The 18585-nt window shown below is 45.1% G+C and carries 20 protein-coding genes; 9 read left to right on the top strand and 11 right to left on the bottom strand.

Annotated elements, in window-relative coordinates; all coding sequences use genetic code 11:
* Nucleotides 1-414, top strand: a 414-nt coding sequence (rplF, locus tag B7L70_RS02870) for a 50S ribosomal protein L6 (RefSeq protein WP_081226397.1), incomplete at its 5' end; no start/stop codon positions are given.
* A 3-nt stretch (nt 415-417) separates the two neighbouring features.
* On the opposite strand, the gene B7L70_RS02865 is transcribed toward rplF, so the two are convergent.
* Nucleotides 418-1020 carry a nucleotidyltransferase gene (locus B7L70_RS02865; protein WP_081226387.1) on the bottom strand — a complete coding sequence of 201 codons (603 nt, stop codon included), beginning with the start codon at nt 1018-1020 and terminating at the stop codon, nt 418-420.
* A gap of 45 nt (nt 1021-1065) precedes the next feature.
* Here B7L70_RS02865 and B7L70_RS02860 point away from each other — a divergent pair, with 45 nt between their 5' ends.
* Complete coding sequence (locus B7L70_RS02860; protein WP_081226386.1) at nt 1066-1485, top strand: hypothetical protein; 420 nt, start codon at nt 1066-1068, stop codon at nt 1483-1485.
* A gap of 3 nt (nt 1486-1488) precedes the next feature.
* Here the strand turns inward: B7L70_RS02860 and B7L70_RS02855 are convergent, their stop codons facing one another.
* The 3 genes from B7L70_RS02855 to B7L70_RS02845 all read right to left on the bottom strand — a co-directional run bounded on the left by B7L70_RS02855 (nt 1489) and on the right by B7L70_RS02845 (nt 5271).
* Complete coding sequence (locus tag B7L70_RS02855; protein ID WP_081226385.1) at nt 1489-2586, bottom strand: DNA primase; 1098 nt, start codon at nt 2584-2586, stop codon at nt 1489-1491.
* Between the two features lie 71 nt (nt 2587-2657).
* The gene (locus B7L70_RS02850) at nt 2658-4187 is read right to left on the bottom strand and encodes a VWA domain-containing protein (RefSeq protein WP_238376061.1); all 1530 of its coding nucleotides are present in this window, start codon (nt 4185-4187) and stop codon (nt 2658-2660) included.
* An 82-nt stretch (nt 4188-4269) separates the two neighbouring features.
* Nucleotides 4270-5271: a MoxR family ATPase gene (locus B7L70_RS02845; protein WP_081226384.1), complete on the bottom strand. Its 1002-nt coding sequence runs from the start codon at nt 5269-5271 to the stop codon at nt 4270-4272.
* A 177-nt stretch (nt 5272-5448) separates the two neighbouring features.
* On the opposite strand from B7L70_RS02845, the gene B7L70_RS02840 reads away from it, so the two are divergent.
* From B7L70_RS02840 to B7L70_RS02830, 3 genes are read left to right on the top strand one after another with little or no spacing between them, the layout of a single operon-like run.
* Nucleotides 5449-5760, top strand: coding sequence for a hypothetical protein (locus tag B7L70_RS02840; protein ID WP_081226395.1), 312 nt, complete (start codon nt 5449-5451; stop codon nt 5758-5760).
* 57 nt (nt 5761-5817) lie between these two features.
* Entirely contained in the window at nt 5818-7140 is a 1323-nt protein-coding gene (locus B7L70_RS02835) for a Clp1/GlmU family protein (protein ID WP_081226383.1), read from the top strand.
* A gap of 53 nt (nt 7141-7193) precedes the next feature.
* Nucleotides 7194-7472 carry an ATP cone domain-containing protein gene (locus B7L70_RS02830; RefSeq protein ID WP_081226382.1) on the top strand — a complete coding sequence of 93 codons (279 nt, stop codon included), beginning with the start codon at nt 7194-7196 and terminating at the stop codon, nt 7470-7472.
* 31 nt (nt 7473-7503) lie between these two features.
* Here the strand turns inward: B7L70_RS02830 and B7L70_RS02825 are convergent, their stop codons facing one another.
* Nucleotides 7504-7842 carry a hypothetical protein gene (locus B7L70_RS02825; RefSeq protein ID WP_081226381.1) on the bottom strand — a complete coding sequence of 113 codons (339 nt, stop codon included), beginning with the start codon at nt 7840-7842 and terminating at the stop codon, nt 7504-7506.
* 58 nt (nt 7843-7900) lie between these two features.
* On the opposite strand from B7L70_RS02825, the gene B7L70_RS02820 reads away from it, so the two are divergent.
* Nucleotides 7901-8473 carry an ASCH domain-containing protein gene (locus B7L70_RS02820; protein ID WP_081226380.1) on the top strand — a complete coding sequence of 191 codons (573 nt, stop codon included), beginning with the start codon at nt 7901-7903 and terminating at the stop codon, nt 8471-8473.
* Here the strand turns inward: B7L70_RS02820 and ileS are convergent.
* On the bottom strand, nt 8470-11472 hold the full coding sequence (gene ileS / locus B7L70_RS02815) for an isoleucine--tRNA ligase (RefSeq protein ID WP_081226379.1): 3003 nt from the start codon (nt 11470-11472) through the stop codon (nt 8470-8472). The genes B7L70_RS02820 and ileS overlap by 4 nt on opposite strands.
* Nucleotides 11473-11493: 21 nt before the next feature.
* Nucleotides 11494-12318 (bottom strand): 5'/3'-nucleotidase SurE, encoded by an 825-nt coding sequence (gene surE, locus B7L70_RS02810; protein ID WP_081226378.1) that lies wholly within the window; start codon nt 12316-12318, stop codon nt 11494-11496.
* A gap of 79 nt (nt 12319-12397) precedes the next feature.
* Here surE and B7L70_RS02805 point away from each other — a divergent pair, with 79 nt between their 5' ends.
* The 3 genes from B7L70_RS02805 (at nt 12398) to B7L70_RS02795 (ending at nt 14510) form a co-directional block, all read left to right on the top strand.
* The gene (locus tag B7L70_RS02805) at nt 12398-12961 is read left to right on the top strand and encodes an exosome complex RNA-binding protein Csl4 (protein WP_081226377.1); all 564 of its coding nucleotides are present in this window, start codon (nt 12398-12400) and stop codon (nt 12959-12961) included.
* A gap of 255 nt (nt 12962-13216) precedes the next feature.
* Nucleotides 13217-13909 (top strand): B3/4 domain-containing protein, encoded by a 693-nt coding sequence (locus B7L70_RS02800; protein ID WP_081226376.1) that lies wholly within the window; start codon nt 13217-13219, stop codon nt 13907-13909.
* A 43-nt stretch (nt 13910-13952) separates the two neighbouring features.
* Entirely contained in the window at nt 13953-14510 is a 558-nt protein-coding gene (locus B7L70_RS02795; RefSeq protein ID WP_238376060.1) for a DUF996 domain-containing protein, read from the top strand.
* Between the two features lie 62 nt (nt 14511-14572).
* Here B7L70_RS02795 and B7L70_RS02790 read toward each other — a convergent pair whose 3' ends face one another.
* From B7L70_RS02790 to B7L70_RS02775, 4 genes are all read right to left on the bottom strand, one after another.
* Nucleotides 14573-15898, bottom strand: coding sequence for a cyclic 2,3-diphosphoglycerate synthase (locus B7L70_RS02790; protein ID WP_081226393.1), 1326 nt, complete (start codon nt 15896-15898; stop codon nt 14573-14575).
* Between the two features lie 43 nt (nt 15899-15941).
* A complete protein-coding gene (locus B7L70_RS02785; protein ID WP_081226375.1) occupies nt 15942-16340 on the bottom strand; it encodes a hypothetical protein in 399 nt (132 codons plus the stop codon).
* 174 nt (nt 16341-16514) lie between these two features.
* Nucleotides 16515-17714, bottom strand: coding sequence for a DNA double-strand break repair nuclease NurA (locus tag B7L70_RS02780; protein ID WP_238376059.1), 1200 nt, complete (start codon nt 17712-17714; stop codon nt 16515-16517).
* A gap of 336 nt (nt 17715-18050) precedes the next feature.
* The gene (locus tag B7L70_RS02775; protein ID WP_202908668.1) at nt 18051-18554 is read right to left on the bottom strand and encodes a PaREP1 family protein; all 504 of its coding nucleotides are present in this window, start codon (nt 18552-18554) and stop codon (nt 18051-18053) included.
* Nucleotides 18555-18585 lie beyond the last annotated feature (31 nt).

Here is an 18585-nt window from a genome sequence, read left to right as displayed (position 1 = left end):
ATTATTGAGTCGTACATGGCAGGTAGGGAGGAGAGGGCTGTTGTTGGTACTGTGGCTGGGCATATAAGGAATATGATACTTGGCGTGACTAGGGGTTGGAGGTATAAGTTGAAGATTGTGTTTTCCCACTTTCCAATGAATGTTAAGGTTCAGGGTAATCAGTTGGTGATTGAGAATTTCATGGGTAGGAGGTCGAAGATTGTGCTCGAGATACCCAAGGGCATTAAGGTTAGTGCTACTAAGGATGACGTGGTGGTTGAGGGGATTGATAGGGAGTTGGTTAGCCAGTTTGCCGCGAGGATTGAGGAGGCTACTACGTTGAGGGGTGAGGAGAGGATTAGCCCTCATGGTCGTGAGGGTGGACCGGGCGTCCTAGACGGCATTTATGTATACGCTGTGGAGCACATGAAATAGGTTTCACTCAAGGTATATTCCGGACTTCTCGAGCCTTCTTTCTATTGAATTCTTATCATCTGGGTAGTAATTAATCGCCCTAACTAGGTAATTCTTGTCGATATTGATTTTACTATCTGGATCTGCCAGTATCTCCGCTACACGGGATAGGAATTCATCACCCTCCTCACTTGCCTCCCTCGCCTTTAACACTAATAGGTCCTCGAGCCTTATGCTCCTAACCTCCAGGTTATCTATGCTCACTTTCACGGCGTTTATCAGCATCTCCTCTGGTATGTATAGGTCGAGTATGTTCTCCATCAAGTCAACCCTAATTACGTGGGCATTCACGAGTAATTCGTAATACATCATACCACTCATGTCCGTACCCACATCCCAATCATTCTCCCTAGCGATCTCCTCGAACAGTTCAGGCTCCATTATTGTGGATTTGTTTGTTATGAATAGGTCTATGTCGTGAATATTCCAATCAATACCGTATAATAACGGTAGTATTGCACTACCTATCAGCACAAAATCGATATCCCTCTTTTTAAATTCAGAACCAACCTTAATCAAAACCCTCTTTATTAATTCCACAGTCTCCCTTGATTGTCCATCCCCCATGCGTAGACTTTAAAAGATAATCCAAATTTAAGTGTTTTTGCCAGTATGTCGGGTCTAGCATTTAAGGCTGTGGGTATAAGGTATGATTACCTACACGCAGAACGACTACAACTAATACCACAACAAACTCCCATAACCTTCAACGTAAACCTAGTCATAGGCCCAAACGCGTTAGTCAGGGGTGATGTTGTTGAAATACCGTTCTCGTTAGCCGCCAGCTCAAACCCATCGCTTGTGAACATTTCAATTAGAGGCGCATTGGTAATCCAGGGTGATGCCAAACAGATTGAGGATATTGCCAAGTCAATAAACTCAGGTAAGCCGCCCCAGTTTGTCCAAGTGATGATTGGTCAATACGTATTCTTCGAGGTTAACCTACTCCTTAAGGAGCTTGGTATACCACCAGCCATGCCCATTACTCCCCAACCACAGCAGAGGCAGGGTGAGGGAATAATGTATGCCTAAACCTCATCCTTGGGTGCCCTGCACTGACTGCATCCTGAGCGCCTTGATTGTATAGTTTAATGGGTTCTTCACGCCACAACCCAGGTTTGTTGGGCACAGCCCTAGGCTATTCATCTCCTGGCATGATGGTGGCATGTAGAATTTATGACCACCCCTAAGCCCAGCAATGTGCTCCACCTGATACCTGGTCTTCTTCTCATCAAAATCAGCCACAGTCCTGAAGAGACCAACAACCTCCTCGACACAATCCTCCATAGGTCTGCCCTCGATATCATGGCACTTCCTGAGCATGTACGCAGCCAACGCAAACCTAGCTTGGTGGCTAGGGTTCCCTCCCGATTTTATCTCATTAATTATTGCTTCAATACATGGTGGTGTAAGACCCCTTATTTGCACCTTAACCTTACTGGTAACCCCCATCCTATACTCCCTAAGCTCCCTCATGCCACCCAATGCATCGACTAATGATTTAGTCTCGTCTACATTCTCGAACGCCTTATTTATGAGTTCAAGGACCCTTCTCTCCACAGCCTCCTCAACAAGCCTTACCAGGTCTTTATACGTAGCCAGGACCCAACCCTTTAGTAAGTACCTGTTGACTAACTTCCAGTAAGGGTCATTCCTTGGCATGAACTTCAGGTAGCTCCATACCCTAACACCTACATCGTAGGCTAGGGCAAGCCTTTCATCATAGATATCCAAATCCCTAAGCCTAACAGCCTCTATACCAAATTCCCTAGCTATATACATCATGCAATCCGGATCCTCAAGCAATAACTTCCCCGAGAACCTTTTACTTTCAACATCAGCGAACCTCCTCCATAACGACTTATCCAGGTGTGCAGCTAATGCTATGGCTATGTAATGGGCAACCAATTCATCCTCACCTAAATCCACGTCGTCACTTATCGTATTCCTCATTATAGCCTCGCTCAATATCTCATAGGCCCTCCTGAGCAATTGCATACCCACTGGCGTGGTTGGTAAATCGTTTATGTATAATCCCCTCTCGCTGGTTATCTCCTTAAACCTATTGAGCCCCTCCTTACTGAATGGGTATTTCACCACGAAACTTACATAGTCGCTAAAGCATCTAAGCATTTAATCCACCACTACCATATTGACATAACAGTATATAAAGTAATTACGGTGAGTGTTTCAATAATATGCACCTACATACTGTGCAGTTTATCCATAATGAGCGCCTTGCCCAGGTCATGAATACTACTTATCTTTATGAACAATCCACCACCAATCTTCGACAGCCTCATGAGTAGCTCATCATCACTATTTTCTCCAATTGCTATTGTGGATATTGTCGTACCACCCCTCCTCAACCTAACAGCCTCCTTAATGCACATGCTGGAGTTGACTGTCCTACCGTCGGTCACGCAAATCACGTGCTTCGAACTACTCCTCGATCTAGTGAGAACCTCCCTAGACCTCTCAAGTGCGTTTGCCAGGTTCGTACCACCGCCGGCATATACGTACTTGAGCATGTAATTCATTTGCTGCCAATACCTCCTAACCTGGTGTAGGCTCCAGAGTACGTCAGCCCTGAAGTTGAATAATACCATGGCAAGCCTATCGTTCGTCTTTGATAGGAACTCTATGTATTGTGCCACGGCGTCCTTGGCTATCTCTATCTTGGGCATGCCATTGCTTAGTTCTCTCATGCTACCTGACACGTCTAAGCATAGCACAATATCTATCGTTTTAACATTTGCGTATTCCTTAACCACTATGTCCTTGTTTGTGAATAACTTGTGCATCATGGTTTTCCTACTAAGATTCATGGCTGTCTTCTGGAGGTCTACGTCGAAGTAGTTATCACCGATCTTGTACTCCCTAACACTTACCACGTAGGTTGGGTACTTATCAATATCTGTAAACCTCACAATCTTAACCTGCCCCATGCCACTCATGGCATTCCTAACGACATTCCTAAGGGCCTCGAAAACCCTCTCGCCCTCTCTACTCCTCCTGATGTCCGTGGGTAATAATCCATAGTTCCTTAAATACGGCTCCATCTTCTTAAGTACTTGTACCTTCTCGACTATGTTTGCATATGGATCTATGAACATATTTATTAATTGTGCCAGGTTTAGGAAGTTGACTGTACCAACGCCACCGTACAATATCTCATATATTGTCGATATTATTGAGTCGAGCCTCGCGTCCTTATTACGCTCATCAACATTCGCAACCAAGGTTTTACCGATGGTTAGGTCTTGGCTTTCTTCGGCACTAAGGTCAGAACCAAAACCACCACCAATACTACCACTTGTGTTCTCGGTCTCATCATTATTACCCCTCTCTACATTTTCAAAATTGTCGCTGGCGCCCACGTTAAAGCCCGAGACCTGCTGATCTAATGACTCAGGCCCAACCTCACTTTGCCTAGTCTCCAGGTCCTCAAATGCCCTCTCAAATGCCTCTTCCAGTACCCTCTTTTTATCCTCTGGATTTGTGGTTTCTACCGATAGGTAAAGATTTTCAATACCGACCCTGACCACGGTCTCCTTGAACTTGTCATAATCAACGCCTCCCTCAAGCATTATCCTCATCATTATATCATTAACGGCAGATTCAAAGCTCCTAACGGACCCTGGTCTAATGACCCTAGAATCTTCCTGTAAATATGCATATACCTTGCTAAGAACCCTAACTACTATATACCCAGGGTCAATGTTTATGCTCAAGCCCTAACCCCAGGTATAAATGGTGATTGCCACATTAAATAGCTTACTCATGTTGTTAAAATTAATTATTTAGCGAGCAAGGTCATTTCCTTGAATACCTCCTATACATCATCATTGCCTCATCAAACTTACGTACTAGGTAGTCCCTCTTTTCCGTCTCGTTTGCAAAGTTTCCACGTATTACATTAACCATGTTACTGATTATCTCCCTCTTCAGGTCGTTGAGTGTTACCTCCCTACCCTCAAGCCACGCCCTAGACATTGCCGTCGTTATGGCGAATATCGCAGACCTTATACTCGGTCCAACCTCAATATTGCTGTCCTGGGTTACTAACGTCATGAATGTGGCTGTAACGTCAGTAAGGGCATCCGGCGCCTTGAGCCCCAGGTGCTCCATGTACATACTACTCTTCCAGGAGAGTATCGTCTTGAGTAGGTCCTTGTCTGGGTATGGTATCTCCACAACCTTCATCCTATCAGCCAAGGCCTCACTAAGTTCGTAGACACCCGAGTACTCCGCAGGATTTGATGTGGCTATTACCAGGAAATCGCTCCTAATCCTGAACCCCCTAATGAATACGTAGTGCTCCTGAAGTACCTGGAGTAGTGCGGCTTGGCTGTATGGGTTCAACCTATTTATCTCATCGAGTATCAATATGCCGCCATGAGCCATGACCAAGGGGCCGGGTATATAGGCCAGGGGGTGATCGAGACCTGCTTGTAGTGCTACGGCTATGTCTATATCGCCGGTTAATTCCGTAGCCGTCATGTGGCTGTGGCAGGCAACCTCTATGTATGGCGGCTCACTTATATGGAGGATCTCGGCCAAGGTCTCCGCTAAGGTGGTCTTGCCAATACCCACAGGCCCCATTATTAATACGTGCCTACCAACAGCAAGGCTGCTTAATATGTCCATTGCTATGTCGTTCAACCCCTTAAGCTCCCTCTCAAGATCGCTCAATATCTTCTTAATGCCCTTCGTCCTTATTGCATCCGCAACGACCTTACTAACGTTAACCTCTTCTCTCTTAACCAGGTCTGAGAGGTGTGGCAATAATGCCATTAAGTCCTTACCTGTTGCCATTCAGTACACGTAAGTTATTGAGCTTTAAATTTTTAATGTTTCAACCATTTTAATCCAAACACGCAAATACCCACAAAGCAACCAATGAACTTGCAGTATTACCAAAATCCCATGAGGAGAAAGGTATTAATAACCTAACCACAACCACGTGCTAGTTATTTCAGATAGGTGGTTTTGGTGAAGTATGGCTACTCGGATGAGGAGGACTTAAACGAGTACGAATTAAAGCGAGAAATCAAGGACCCCAAACAACGATGGGTTATTAGGATAATTAGATCAATGAAAGACTACTACAAGAAATGCCCATACTACGATATAAGGTCTGGCGAATGCTTCATTAAGTTCAACGTGGAGGACAATAAATGCCCAAGGGATGGCAAATACGAGGGATGCCCCATACTTGAGGAGTTCCTTGCTGAGAGGTATGAAGAACTTAAGAAGAAGGGTAGACCGATACCTTACGATTTTAGGGACCTTGCCATATTTTAACATAGCTCACTTATTGAGTAAGCAAGCTTAAATATCTACGTTAGGTAATGCAATAATGTGGAGATAATCACCGTCGAACCTAACGAGCTATTAACCATAGATGGACCAGCGAGCGTTAGGGTAATTGAGGGCAGGTTCTACGTGCTAGGGGTTGATTACGGACCTGGCAATGCTTTTACCGTAATGAGGGGTAGGAGGGTAGTTGCAAAGTCACTTGAGAGGGGTAAGGTAGAGATTATAGTGGGGCCGGAGGGCAATTTCGAGAAGGTAGGTAAATCAAGTGATGAGGTAATCGAGATATGGGAAAGGGCACTGAGTGAGGTTTCGTTGAGGAATTCTGTGATTGTGGTATTAGGCGCGATGGATGTTGGAAAAACCACAATAACAACAATACTAACTAATAAGGGTGTCAAGGAGGGGCTAAAGGTCGGTATTATCGATGGCGATCCTGGCCAAAATGATGTAGGCCCACCGACCACGGTTTCTGCGGCAATTGCTAATGGCTTTATAACACACCTAACGCAGTTGAAGGCGCTAAAGTCCATATTTATAGAAACCACAGGTATTGAATATGTCTGGAATTACGCGTTGAGCTCTATTGTGAAGCTCGTTGATTATCTCAAGACAAGGCATTCCGTAGATTTCGTGATCATAAATACGGATGGCTGGATCTCCGGACCTGACGCCATAAAATTCAAGCTTGGGCTTGTGGATCAAGTTGGTGCTAATTATGCAATTGTAATTAAGAGGGAGAATGAGGCAAACGAGTTATTAAGCAAACTAAGTGAGTGGGGTGGAAAAACAATCGTCCTACCATCACCACCAAATGCCAGGGTTAGGGATAGGGATGATAGGAAGATACGCAGGGAGATGGGCTATAGCAAGTACATAATGCCACCCAGGGATTTGACAATAAACCTAAGGGATAAACCAATAATAAACCTGCCATTATTTAGGGGCCTAACCTACGACAGATCCATGCTTAACCTAATAAGAAGGGTTCTAGGCCCAACTATGTACATTGAGCAGTGGGGTGATGTTGCTGTAGCGATTGGTAATGTTAAGGAGTTTCACATGAAGACGCTTAGCAACGTCAACATAGCCGTACTACCAATGAATTGGGAGAGGGGACTTCTTGTCGCCCTTGAGGATAGGGAAAATTACTTACTTACGTTGGGCGTTCTAAAGAGGATTTATTATAATACTGGCAAGGCCGTAATAACGGTATCGAGGAATTTCGATAGGGAAAATGAGGTGAGCCACATAAGGCTTGGTATGATAAGGCTTAATGAGAACTTCGAGGAGGTTGAGAAGGCCCTTTATATAGGTAAGCTTGAATCCATGTTGCAATCACAGGGTATTCCCATTATAAGTAAGTAAAGTAATTTAGCGATGAGGGAAAGATTTTTCAAGTGTAATTTTATTCTAGGATAATGGTTACAAAGGTAGTGAAGAGGGACGGCTCCGAGGAGGACTTCATTATTGAGAAGATCGTTGTTAGTATTCTGAAGACGGGGGCCCCTGTGGATGTTGCAAGGAGGATTGCTAGGAAGGTTGAATGTCAATTTGCAGATGTGGATAGGGTTACCGCGAAGGACTTGACTAAGGCAATATTGACGGAATTGAGGAAGGTTAATGAGGAGTGGTATAGGAATTGGGTTGTTTTCGATAGGGCAGTTAAGCGTAGATTAACGGAGAAGGAATTGGAGTAGATCATCACGATATGATAATAAAAATCAAGGTCTATCTCTTTCTCCTTTCTTTTTCCTTCCTCTCTCTACGATGCTCTACCCTTCTAACTCCCTTCGCAGGTGGCTTTAGACTGTTTTCATAAAACATGTTGAGTATTACGATAGCTATGGTCAGTATTATCATCACGGCTAGTATTGAGGGGATTATGCCTAAGGCGGCAGGTCCTAATGAGCCAGATGCGAATAATTGATTAATGGTTATGAAGCCGCTTGATGATGAGTGTATAAACGTGTAGCCGTACTTAATCAGTACTATGAAGTACGCGGCTAACCCAAGCATTATCCCTGCATACGCAATATTTACGTACTTCACGATATCGGCAAGCCTCATACGAGTACCTCCTTAAATAAAGCCTTTTAAAATACCTCTCTCACCCATAGAGTCGTAGATGCATAGGGTCGTTTACCTAGGTAGGCATTTGATGCTTAAATCAAGGTATATGGATAAGGTTGGTAATGGTAAATTCACAACAATAAGGCTCGGCATAATTAGGCCTAGGTACAGGGAGGTCTTCATCCACAGCGGTGGCATGGTTGTGGCAAAGGCGAGGATAATAGGTACTACGTACAAAAGGGTTAGTGAGCTAACAGATGCCGATGCGGTAATTGATGGGTTCAATAGTAAGGATGAGCTGATTAGGGAGTTGAGAAGGATTTATGGTGATGTGAATAGCAATGATTGGGTTACAATACTGACGCTTGAGGTTGTGAAACTCATTGGCCATAGAGATGATGGGTCTGTGGGGCTTAGTCCCGTTGATATAGCTAGGCTTGCCCTTAGATATAACGTGCCCGTTAATGAGGAGGAGAGGAGGGTACTTACCGAGCTTGTTAATGAGGGTAGTGTTCGTAAGGTTTCGATGAAATTGTTTGGTTCCTTGAGGGGCAGGTATGTGGTTAGGAGGATTGTTAGGAGGGCATTGAAGCATTTAATTAGTATGGGTGTTATTAACACGGGTTAGGTTAATCGTTCAATTCCTATTTGAACCTTAATATCCTCGATATCCCAATCCATGACAAACGCGTTACCACCGCCTTGCCCAATGACTATGTCTGTGGCCCTCACCTCATTGATTATGTAATCCCTAAACTCGCTTATTGCGTTAAGCAGGTCCTCACCCTTGGTGCTTATGTAAACCCTTATTTTCTCATCAACCTTGAGATTCGCCTTAGCCCTCATTGTCTGTATACGCCTAACCACCTCCCTAGCCAATGCCTCGTAGTACAGCCTCCTATCCATAACCTTGCTTAGGCAAATCTCATAATCCTTACCCTGAGCCCTGACATACTCATCCTCATTGCAGGTCCCAAGTTCATTCACAAACAACACCTCCTTGACGTTGGCCAAGTACTCGAGTAACGGCTTAACTTGACTAAATCTCTCCGCATCACTAACCTTAACGATAGCCTTGGCCAGAGGCCACCTGAGTTTAACCTTGATCTTGTTCCTCAACTCGGCAATGTCGGAGAAGACTGCAAATAATGTGTCGAATACGTGCTCCAACTCCTCACTTATGTACTTATCATCCACCTTGGGTAATAGCGAGAAGTGAACACTTTCGGCTTCATCGTTCTCGAACCTCCTCACGAAGGCTTGCCATAGGTATTCCGTTACATGCGGCACCAGGATTGAGCCCATAATCAATGCACCCTTGATCACGTGATAAAGCACGGAGTAGGCTGCGTATTTATCCTCCCTACTCTCCTCAGACCAAACCCTACGCCTAATCAATCTAATATAGCCGTGACTCAAGTCCTCAACCACGAGGTTAACCCACTCCCTAGCGGCCATGTGTAATTCCATGTTATCCATATAATTGATGAACCTACGCAACCTACTATAGAACCTACTGAGTATCCATCTATCCTCAATCAATCCCTTACTTATTAAATCCTCGAGCCTATGCACCTTTGGGTTAAAGTTATCCAGTTCCATGTATGTACTTGCGAACTTAACCACATTCCACAGTATGGATAGTATACTCCTGGCGTCGGATATTTCGTCCGGATCAACCGACATCGTGTCCCAGGGTGCCGACTTAGTCAGTAGGTAGAGCCTTGTTGGATCCGCGCCCCACTTATTGAATAGGTCCTCGGCCCATATCACGTTACCCTTAGACTTGCTCATCTTCTGTCCATACTTATCAACCACGTGTCCACTGATTAGTATGGATTTGTAGGGTGCCTTACCCATCCATAGCACAGATGTCACGAGTAACGAGTAGAACCAACCCCTTGTTTGGTCTATGGCCTCCGTGACCCAATCATAGGGGTATAATTCATCGAATAATTCCTTATTCCTAAGACCGTTGATTCCAGCGATCCACGCCACACCACTGTCCATCCAAACGTCAATCACGAACGGCTCCCTAACCCACTCTCTACAATCCTCAGTCTCTATCTTGACTAGGTCTATCCATGGCCTATGGACAAGCATGTCATCCGGTACGTTTGGTACGAACTTCGCGTATTTCCTCAATTCCTCTAGGGAGCCTATTACTAGGATCTTTCCTGGATCATCCTTACAACGCCATATTGGTAATGGTGTGCCCCAAACCCTACTCCTAGATATCGTCCAATCCCTTGCATTGGCAACCCAATTATCGAACCTATCCCTCAGGAAGTCTGGATATATCTTGACCTTCTTCAACTCCTCAACCAACTTGCCCCTATACTCCGAAACCCTAATGAACCACTGCTTATCAGCCCTGTATATCAATGGTGTACCACACCTCCAGCAGTGTGGGTATGCGTGAACCACAGTACCCGAGTAAAGCAGTAAACCCCTTGCCTTCAAATCCCTAATTACCTCCTGCGACACATCAAGCCAGTACTTACCGCGAAACTCCCCACCTAATTCATTAAATATGCCGTTAATCTCCACAGAATTCGTCACAGGCAAACCATACTTTTTCGCAACCTCAAAATCCTCAGGACCGTGGGCAGGCGCTATATGGACTAAACCAGTGCCCTCCTCAAGCGTTACGAAGTCGGCTAGGACAACGTAATGCGCACCGCTTATGTGTTGTGCGTGTACCGGTACCTTATCCATGTAGATATGGTTATACCTAATGCCAGCCAGTTCAGAACCCTTAACCACCCTAACAATCTCATAATCCTTAATTCCAAATTTCTCCATAAGCTGCGGAACAAGCTTCTCCGCAAGCCATAGATACTCAACTTCATTATTTACCGTCACCTTAACAAGCGCATAATCAAAGTTGGGATTTACGGCAACAGCCTCATTATCTATTAATGTCCAGGGTGTCGTAGTCCAAATAACAAGGTATGTATTGCTTGATCCCTCAACTGGGAATTTCACGAATATTGATGGGTCCTCCCTATCCTCATATCCCTGGTCAACCTCTGCATCACTTAACGCAGTCTCACACCTTGGGCAGAAGGGTAATACCCTGTAGTCCTCAAAGAGTAATCCCTTCTCCCAGGCGTTCTTTAGGAATGCCCATACATGCTCTATATAGTACGCCTTCCTAGTCTCGTAGGCACGATCTAGATCTAGCCAAAGTCCCAATCTTTTTGTGCCAACTTCCTTCCACTTCTCTAAGTAGTAATCCACGAGCGAGTTGCATTCAAGGCTGAACTTCTCGTAACCAACCTTTTCAATGTCCTTCTTAGTCCTTAAGTTCAGCTTCTTCTCAACCTCTATCTCAACAGGTAAGCCCTGCTCATCCCAACCACCCTTAGCCCAAACCCTATAACCAAGTGATTTATGGTACCTAATGACAACGTCCTTGTACGTCCTACCCCTAATATGACCAACATGTGGGAAGCCGTTGGTTGTTGGTGGACCCTCTAGGAATGCGTACAGCCCCTTATCACCGCCGCTTTCATGCCACCTCTTCTCGATATTATTCTCATCCCAAAACCGCCTAACTAACTCCTCAATCCTCCTTACATCGAACTGGACATCCAGTGCGAACTGTGAATCAATAACGGACACCCATCAACGATAATATAAAGACTATTTAAGAGTTTTACGCAATGATAAGGACGTATTGAGCCTCGAGATTAGTTCATTGATTGCATTCTCATCAATCCGTGGCTTAGGTCCTATGGCATTCATGTCCAGCGTCAGTGGTGTCAGGGCTATGTTACCCTCCTTATGCACCACGTACGTATCCGTACCCTCCTCAGGCTCTATTAATGAACCAAAGAGCCAGTAGTACTTACCACCCCTTGGGTCAACCCTCGCATCAACCTGCTCCGCAAACTTCAGCTTTGATGCCCTCACGAGTTTAACCTCAATGTCCTGCTTTACCTTACCTGGGAAATTGAAACTAAGCACATCCACACCACCAGGCATACCCCGCTCAATGACGAACCTCGCAGACTCCCTAACCACAACCCTCAACACCTCATCAAGATCCTCATTACCTACCATCTCATCCTCCCTGCTCGCGTCCACGGAGTAGGCAATTGCTGGGACACCTAGTAGTGCAGCCTGGAATGCGGCACCTAGCGTTCCTGATGATAGAATGACTTGCAACGATGTATTATCACCAATATTGATACCGGATAATACCAGGTCTACCCTATCCATGATCTCGAGCGCAGCCAGGTATATGGTATCCGAGGGCGTGCCCGATGTGGCATACACCCTAAACCCACATAGATCCATTGTGTAAAACCTCAATGGCTTATGCAGGGTTATGCCAAGCCCTGACGCGGACTTAGGCGTTTCTGGAGCTACGACATACACATCACCTAAGTCCTTAACGTAGTCATAGAGCATCCTAAGCCCCGAACTGTAGATCCCATCGTCGTTAGTAACGAGGATCTTAACCACAGGCTACCGTAGGATTTAGGTTTATAAAGGGTTTCATAGACGGAGTTGTTGATAATCACGTGAATGTGGTGATCAAAGCATGAGCGAGGTGGTAGCCCCAGGCGATGTTATTGGTAAAGCAGAGGAATACCTGCCTGGAGAGAACGTTGATGTTGATAAGGACGGTAACTTAATAGCCCAGGTCATGGGCGTGGTCATTAGGGATAATAAGGAGCATGTGATCAGCATAAAGCCGTTGAAAGGTAATGGTTTGTTGAAAATAAACGATATTGTTTATGGTAAGGTTGTGGCAATACCAAACGATAAGGTTGTCATAGTGAGGATATTGGGTGTTGATGATAATGGTAATAAGGTCCTGCTTAAGGATGATATTACTGGAATAGTACCACCATCGCAATTATTAAACGGTAAATCAAGCAACGCAAGCGACCTGGTCGGTATAGGTGACGTAGTTAGGGCTAGGGTAATATCGAGAGGACCACCATACACACTAACCCTAAAGGATGCACAACTCGGTGTTGTACATGCAAGATGCCCTAGATGCGGGCACGAATTAGTGTGGAGGGGTGGTGAAATTCTACGATGCCCCAATTGCGGTGCAACGGTTAGACGTAAAGTCAGCCTGTCTGAGTATTGGGTATAGTACATACAGGGCAAAGCGACTTAATTACCAGAAGACGTATTTATCAGCCGTAATACCACTCCTCACGTGCTCAGGGGTCGAGGTGCTCATCACACAAGCAAGTATTATGTTAAATCTTAAAAGCATTAATTCACTAAGCCTAATCACGTGATGATAACTGGTATTTCTGACTAATGAGGAGTGGCACCAGAGCTGATGGCGAATAAAGAATCGTTGAGAAACACTTAATAAAGAACGCCTTAAGCACCCTCATTAATGAAACTAATTATTGATGGCAAGCTCAGGGGTAAGGTATTCGTTGGTGTTGGCATAGTTCTAGGCGTGAGAAATAGTGAGTACCCAGGGGAATTAATTAAAGTCATAAACTCAATAATTAATGAGGTTAAGGCAAAATACACACTCGATAAGCTTAAGGACGACCCAATAATAAGGCACTACAGGGACTTCTATTGGCACGAACTAGGCATAGACCCAACAAAGCAGAGGCCAGCCCAGGAGGCTTTGTTAAGGAGGGTGCTTAGGGGTGAGGAGCTGCCTAGGATAAACCCGATGGTTGATATTGGGAATATAGCTAGCATTAAGTACCTAGTTCCCATTGGACTATATGACATAGAGAGCTTTGGGGGCAAGGACCTGGTATTTAGGTATGCAAGGGACGGCGAGCAATTCACGCCAATTGGATCACCAAGAAAGACCCTGAGCAACAACCAGATAGTACTCTCCACAATAGACGGCTTAATACTCCACGTATACCCATACAGAGACTCGGAAAACACCAAGGTCAGAGTCGACACGAGGAACGTCCTTATAGTCACCGCGGGAGTACCAGGCGTGGATTACGAAAGACTTCTCAACTCGGCATCATTCATAATGGAGCTAGCAACTAAGTACCTAGGCGGTTCCATCGGCGCTGAACCCATTCTTATTAATGAAGAGACCTCACTTTAAACTAAAAATAAAAAATAAATACTCCCTTAACCTATAAAGGTCAATGAGCGCTCCGATGGGTACAAGCGATGAAATTAAATCTGCAGGCACGCTTGGGCTAGTTGGCGTAATATTGATGCTCGTGGGACTCATACCTCAAGCAGGAATCCTGAGCATTATTGGTTTAATACTCGTTTTAATAGCCCTGAACAAACTTTCCAAGGCCTATAATAATGAGACTATATGGCGTAATGCCTTGTATGGCTTCATAATGGGCATAGTGGGGGCTGTTGTGCTCGTATTTGCAGTGTTCGCCTACCTCATGCCCATGCTGGCACTACACGTCCCACCCATGATTGCCCCGTCCCCATACGGCTTCGGCACTAGTCTCCTAGTGTTCTTCATAGTACTGTTCATAATAGCCTACGTCTTTGCAATACTTGAGTATAGATTCTTCAGGGATGCCTATAGGGAGTTGGCTAGGTCGAGTGGTATTAATGATTTTAATGATGCCGCCAAGTGGTACTGGTATGGCGCTCTCTTATTTATAATACTTGTGGGTGCCATATTAATACTCGTTGGGCATGTATACGCACTACTAGGTTACAATAAGCTAAGGTAGTTTGTTGTTGCCATTGCCATTAAAATTGAAAGGAGATCTGACGATTGGTTAATTAGTTTCAATTACTTAATTCTTGCGCGTTCCAGGAACTCATCAATTAACTGGCTTATTGATGGTCCCTCCAAAACCTTGAGTCTCCATCTTGCCCTAACTATTGGCTTGTCTATCTTAACCACATCCTCAATGTGTGCCGGTGTGCCCATTATCACAACGTCGGCTGGTACCCTCCTTATTGTCTCCTCCAAATCCCTTATCTGCTCAGGCGTGTAACCTAGGCTTGGTAGTACTGGTCCCATGTGTGCGTACTTCATGTAAGTTTCCCTGATTATGCCCACTGCATATGGTTTTGGATCCACGATCTCCGCATTATACTTCTTAGCAGCTATGTAACCTGCAGCATACGGTAGACCACCGTGGGTTACCGTAGGCGCATCCTCTATCACGAGGACCCTCTTACCAGCCACCGCATTTGGGTTTTCTAGGTAGACCTCAAGGTCTGCCTGTGTTATTGATGCCCGTGGATTCACAGCCTTTACATTATTGATTATTGTCCTCACGTTCTCTGGTGTTGAATCCGAAACCTTGGTTATGATCACGGCATCAGCTAGCCTGGTATTCACCTCACCCGGGAAGCTACCAACTTCGTGCCCAGGTCTCCTAGCGTCTGTTACTGTTATTAGATAGTCTGTGTGGTAGAATGGGAAGTCGTTGTTTCCTCCGTCCCAGATTAATACGTCTGCCATGTTCTCGGCTTCGTTTAGTATCATCTCATAATCAACACCGGCAAGGACTGGTACGCCGATTTCCACGTAGTGCTCATACTCCTCCCTCTCCTCAAATGTTATCTTCATGAGATCCTCCTTGGTCCTGAACACTTGCACCATCATTTCGTCAGGATTCATGTAAATCATCGGGTGTCTAATCGATGCAACCTTCAAACCCCTCCTCACCAGCTCCAGCGTCACCTCATGAGATACCGTAGACTTTCCAGCACCCGTCCTAGTTGCAACAACGCCTATCATCGGCTTTGAAGGCTTTATCATGGTGTCCCTAGGCCCTAGTATTTCGAAGGTGGCTCCGTTGGCAAGTACTATGCTTATTATCCTACCAACATCGTTATAGAGTAAATCACTGTATGCCAGAACAACCTCGTCGGCACCAAGATCCCTAATTAAACGTCCCAGGTCTTCCAAGTCCTTAAGCCCAATGAGAGGTACCCCACCTGGTTGATATAGCTCACCCGAACCCTTGACGTATCGTTTACCACCAATACCCGGTATCTGGACCTGGGCTACTGCAACGACCTTATACTCAGGGTTGTGCCTAAAGTATGTATTGAATACGTGGAGGTCACGACCACCCGCACCCAGTATTATAACCCTCCGCAATAGGGACTCACCCAAGATCGGGTATTAATTGCCTATTTAACAATTACTCAATGCCAGGGACAAAGCCCCTTAATTTAACGCCAACATCGTTTGGTAGCGCGATTTCTGTACCATCATTGAAAATGAGGGTCACGGAGTTTATGCTGTTAGTTACGGTCTTAAGCTCATACCACGGGTAAAATATGTCCATGGGCTTTACATAGATGCCCTTCTCGTAAATTACGTATGATGATCCAACACTAAGCAGCTCCCTACCCCACATGTTACCCAACCTCCTATTGATCACCCTATTCAGAACAAAAACCAACACCGCCAACACAAACACGATTAATGGCGCAAAGACAGGTTCGACAAACCTAACACTGACAACCGCTACAACAGCCATACTCAGGAAAACCAAGGTCTTAATCAGCAATCCCCTCAACTTAAATCCAAATTGCATCTAGAATGGCAACAATAAACTTCTTATAAAACTATACTGCATGTTAGAATTCATACCCTTAAGTCCTGGATAAGTACTGCCATTGTGGTCAACAAGGTATCATTCTTGATCCTATTAAACCTGAAATTGAATTAGGGCTTAGGCTTTGTGTTGCTTTCTTGGTTATTTAAGTCGTTATGCTTCGAGCCTCCTGACTAGGTAAGCCTTTTGTGGGTTTGTCAGTTGTAGCATTGTTAGTAATGCGGTGTTTGCTTCCTTTGAGTCCTTAATTATTAGGTTTCTTACGTAATCGAGTATGCTCGGATTTAGCCTCACGTACTCATCAACCCTATCCAGTAAGAATGGGTATCCCGTGTCCGTAGTTTGCGACTCAAGGTAAGCCACCAAGTCCTCGAGCTTTATGGCATTGCCTGGGTTATAGACCTCAAGTTTAACCGCAGGTGCCCCATTGTGTGGTTTATAGAATATCACGTTGACCTCCCTTAAGTGCGACAGTCCTGAGTACACCTCACCGCTGAATACTCTGTCTAGGTTGCTCAAGCCCTCCTCAAGCCTCCTACTCATTAGGCTCCTTACGTCCGGGCAATCCCCGCCCTTACACCTCTTTCTCAATTCACAATCACCATAATTTACTCTAACCCACTGCGGCATTATTTCGCCGTAACTTCCCAACACTACGTACTCGCCGTTATTCAATACGAGACTAGCTATCAACTTATCATTAACTGGTAAACACTTACCCTGCAATATTGATAATAACCTTGACCTGACCCTCTTGACTACGCCCACAATTGGTGTACCTGTTTTACTTGCTAGATTGAGTAATTCCCCGATTACCTTAGTTATATAACTAAGTGCACCACCTTCCACAGGTAGGTTGTAGGGTAATGGGTGTATTGGTATTTCACCATCCAGCATCAAGACATCAATGTTCCTCCTACCCCTAGCCTTATCCCTAAGGAGCTTTATTGCCAACTCCCTCTCCCTGACCTGCGCCCTCCTCGTTATCACTCGCTCAAACTCGCCAACATCCTCGAAAACCACCTCACCAGTAACGTACTTATCATATGAACCGTTTAGATAACCCACATAACCGTAGGAAAGAACCGTGAGAACTCCACCAACAAGCTCTAGGGGCGGTGTTGGGTAGCTCGAGTCTATGGCATAGGCATTAAGAGTCTTCGACGCACCTGATATCCTTCTTACGAAGCCCCTAGTCTCAAGCGCATGTCTCAACTCCTTAACCAAAGCCATGACACGCCCACTAATCCCCTCCTCAATCATCCTCCTCACATCCGACTGTATCGAGAGTATTAGTGGTGGCTCTAGCCAAAACTCGATATCCTCGGGGTTGTACTCGTTTGGTAACACCATAATTACTAACTGCAGGCCAGTATATAAAGTCCTAATGATTAGTGCCCGCCATTACAAGACGGTACCTCCTTTGAATAGATAAGGTTTGGGTTTAGAACTTCTCGTAAAAATCAATGAATTTTCTGTACCACTCTTCATTTTTTCTGGTCACGACATGAAGCTCGAATGGATCATCGAACCTCATTTCCTCCTTGATTTTCGCAGATATCCAGGTCTTGTCCCATGGGGTTTGCCTTATCTGTTATTACCAGGGCATCAACATCACTATTTATTAACACTATAATCTCCATAATCTCCCCTTACCACAGAACCTTTTATTAGCAGCCACAGGAGGAATTAATTACTACCCAAAAGAACCTTCTCAGTCTCCTTAACCATTCTCTCTATGTCTGGTAGTCGTGCCATTACGTCCTCACTGTCTAGTTTTGCTTCGTGGAATCCCCACACGTGTAAGTAATTCACTTCATCCCATACCGCCCTAACCCAATCCCCCAAGTGCTTACTTATCCTGAGCACCGCCTTCTCTAGTTCGGTTACTGTCCACCTACCCCTCTCATTAACCCTGTTCAGGATGCCATCAAACCCATAATGTATCGCCAAGGCCTTAACGACCTCCTCAGCAGCTTTATAAAGCTTCTCGCTAGCCTGGACTGTGTCCTTATCCGCAAGCCCCCTACCTTCCTCAAGATACTTCAAAGCAAGCTCCACGTGGGCTTCTACGGCAATTTTAGGGTCTAGGTTTAGAGATTTTATTAGCAGGTTAATTACTAAGTCCTCAACATCCAATCCTCTTTCCCTTATACTTCTCACCAACGCCTCCGGCAACGTTATACTCTCCACAAAATGGTATAAGCTCGTTAATAACTAAAAA

It is taken from the genome of Vulcanisaeta sp. EB80 (assembly GCF_002078205.2).
The sequence above is the reverse complement of the archived record's forward strand: the minus strand, read 5'-3'. Positions and strand labels throughout refer to the sequence as shown.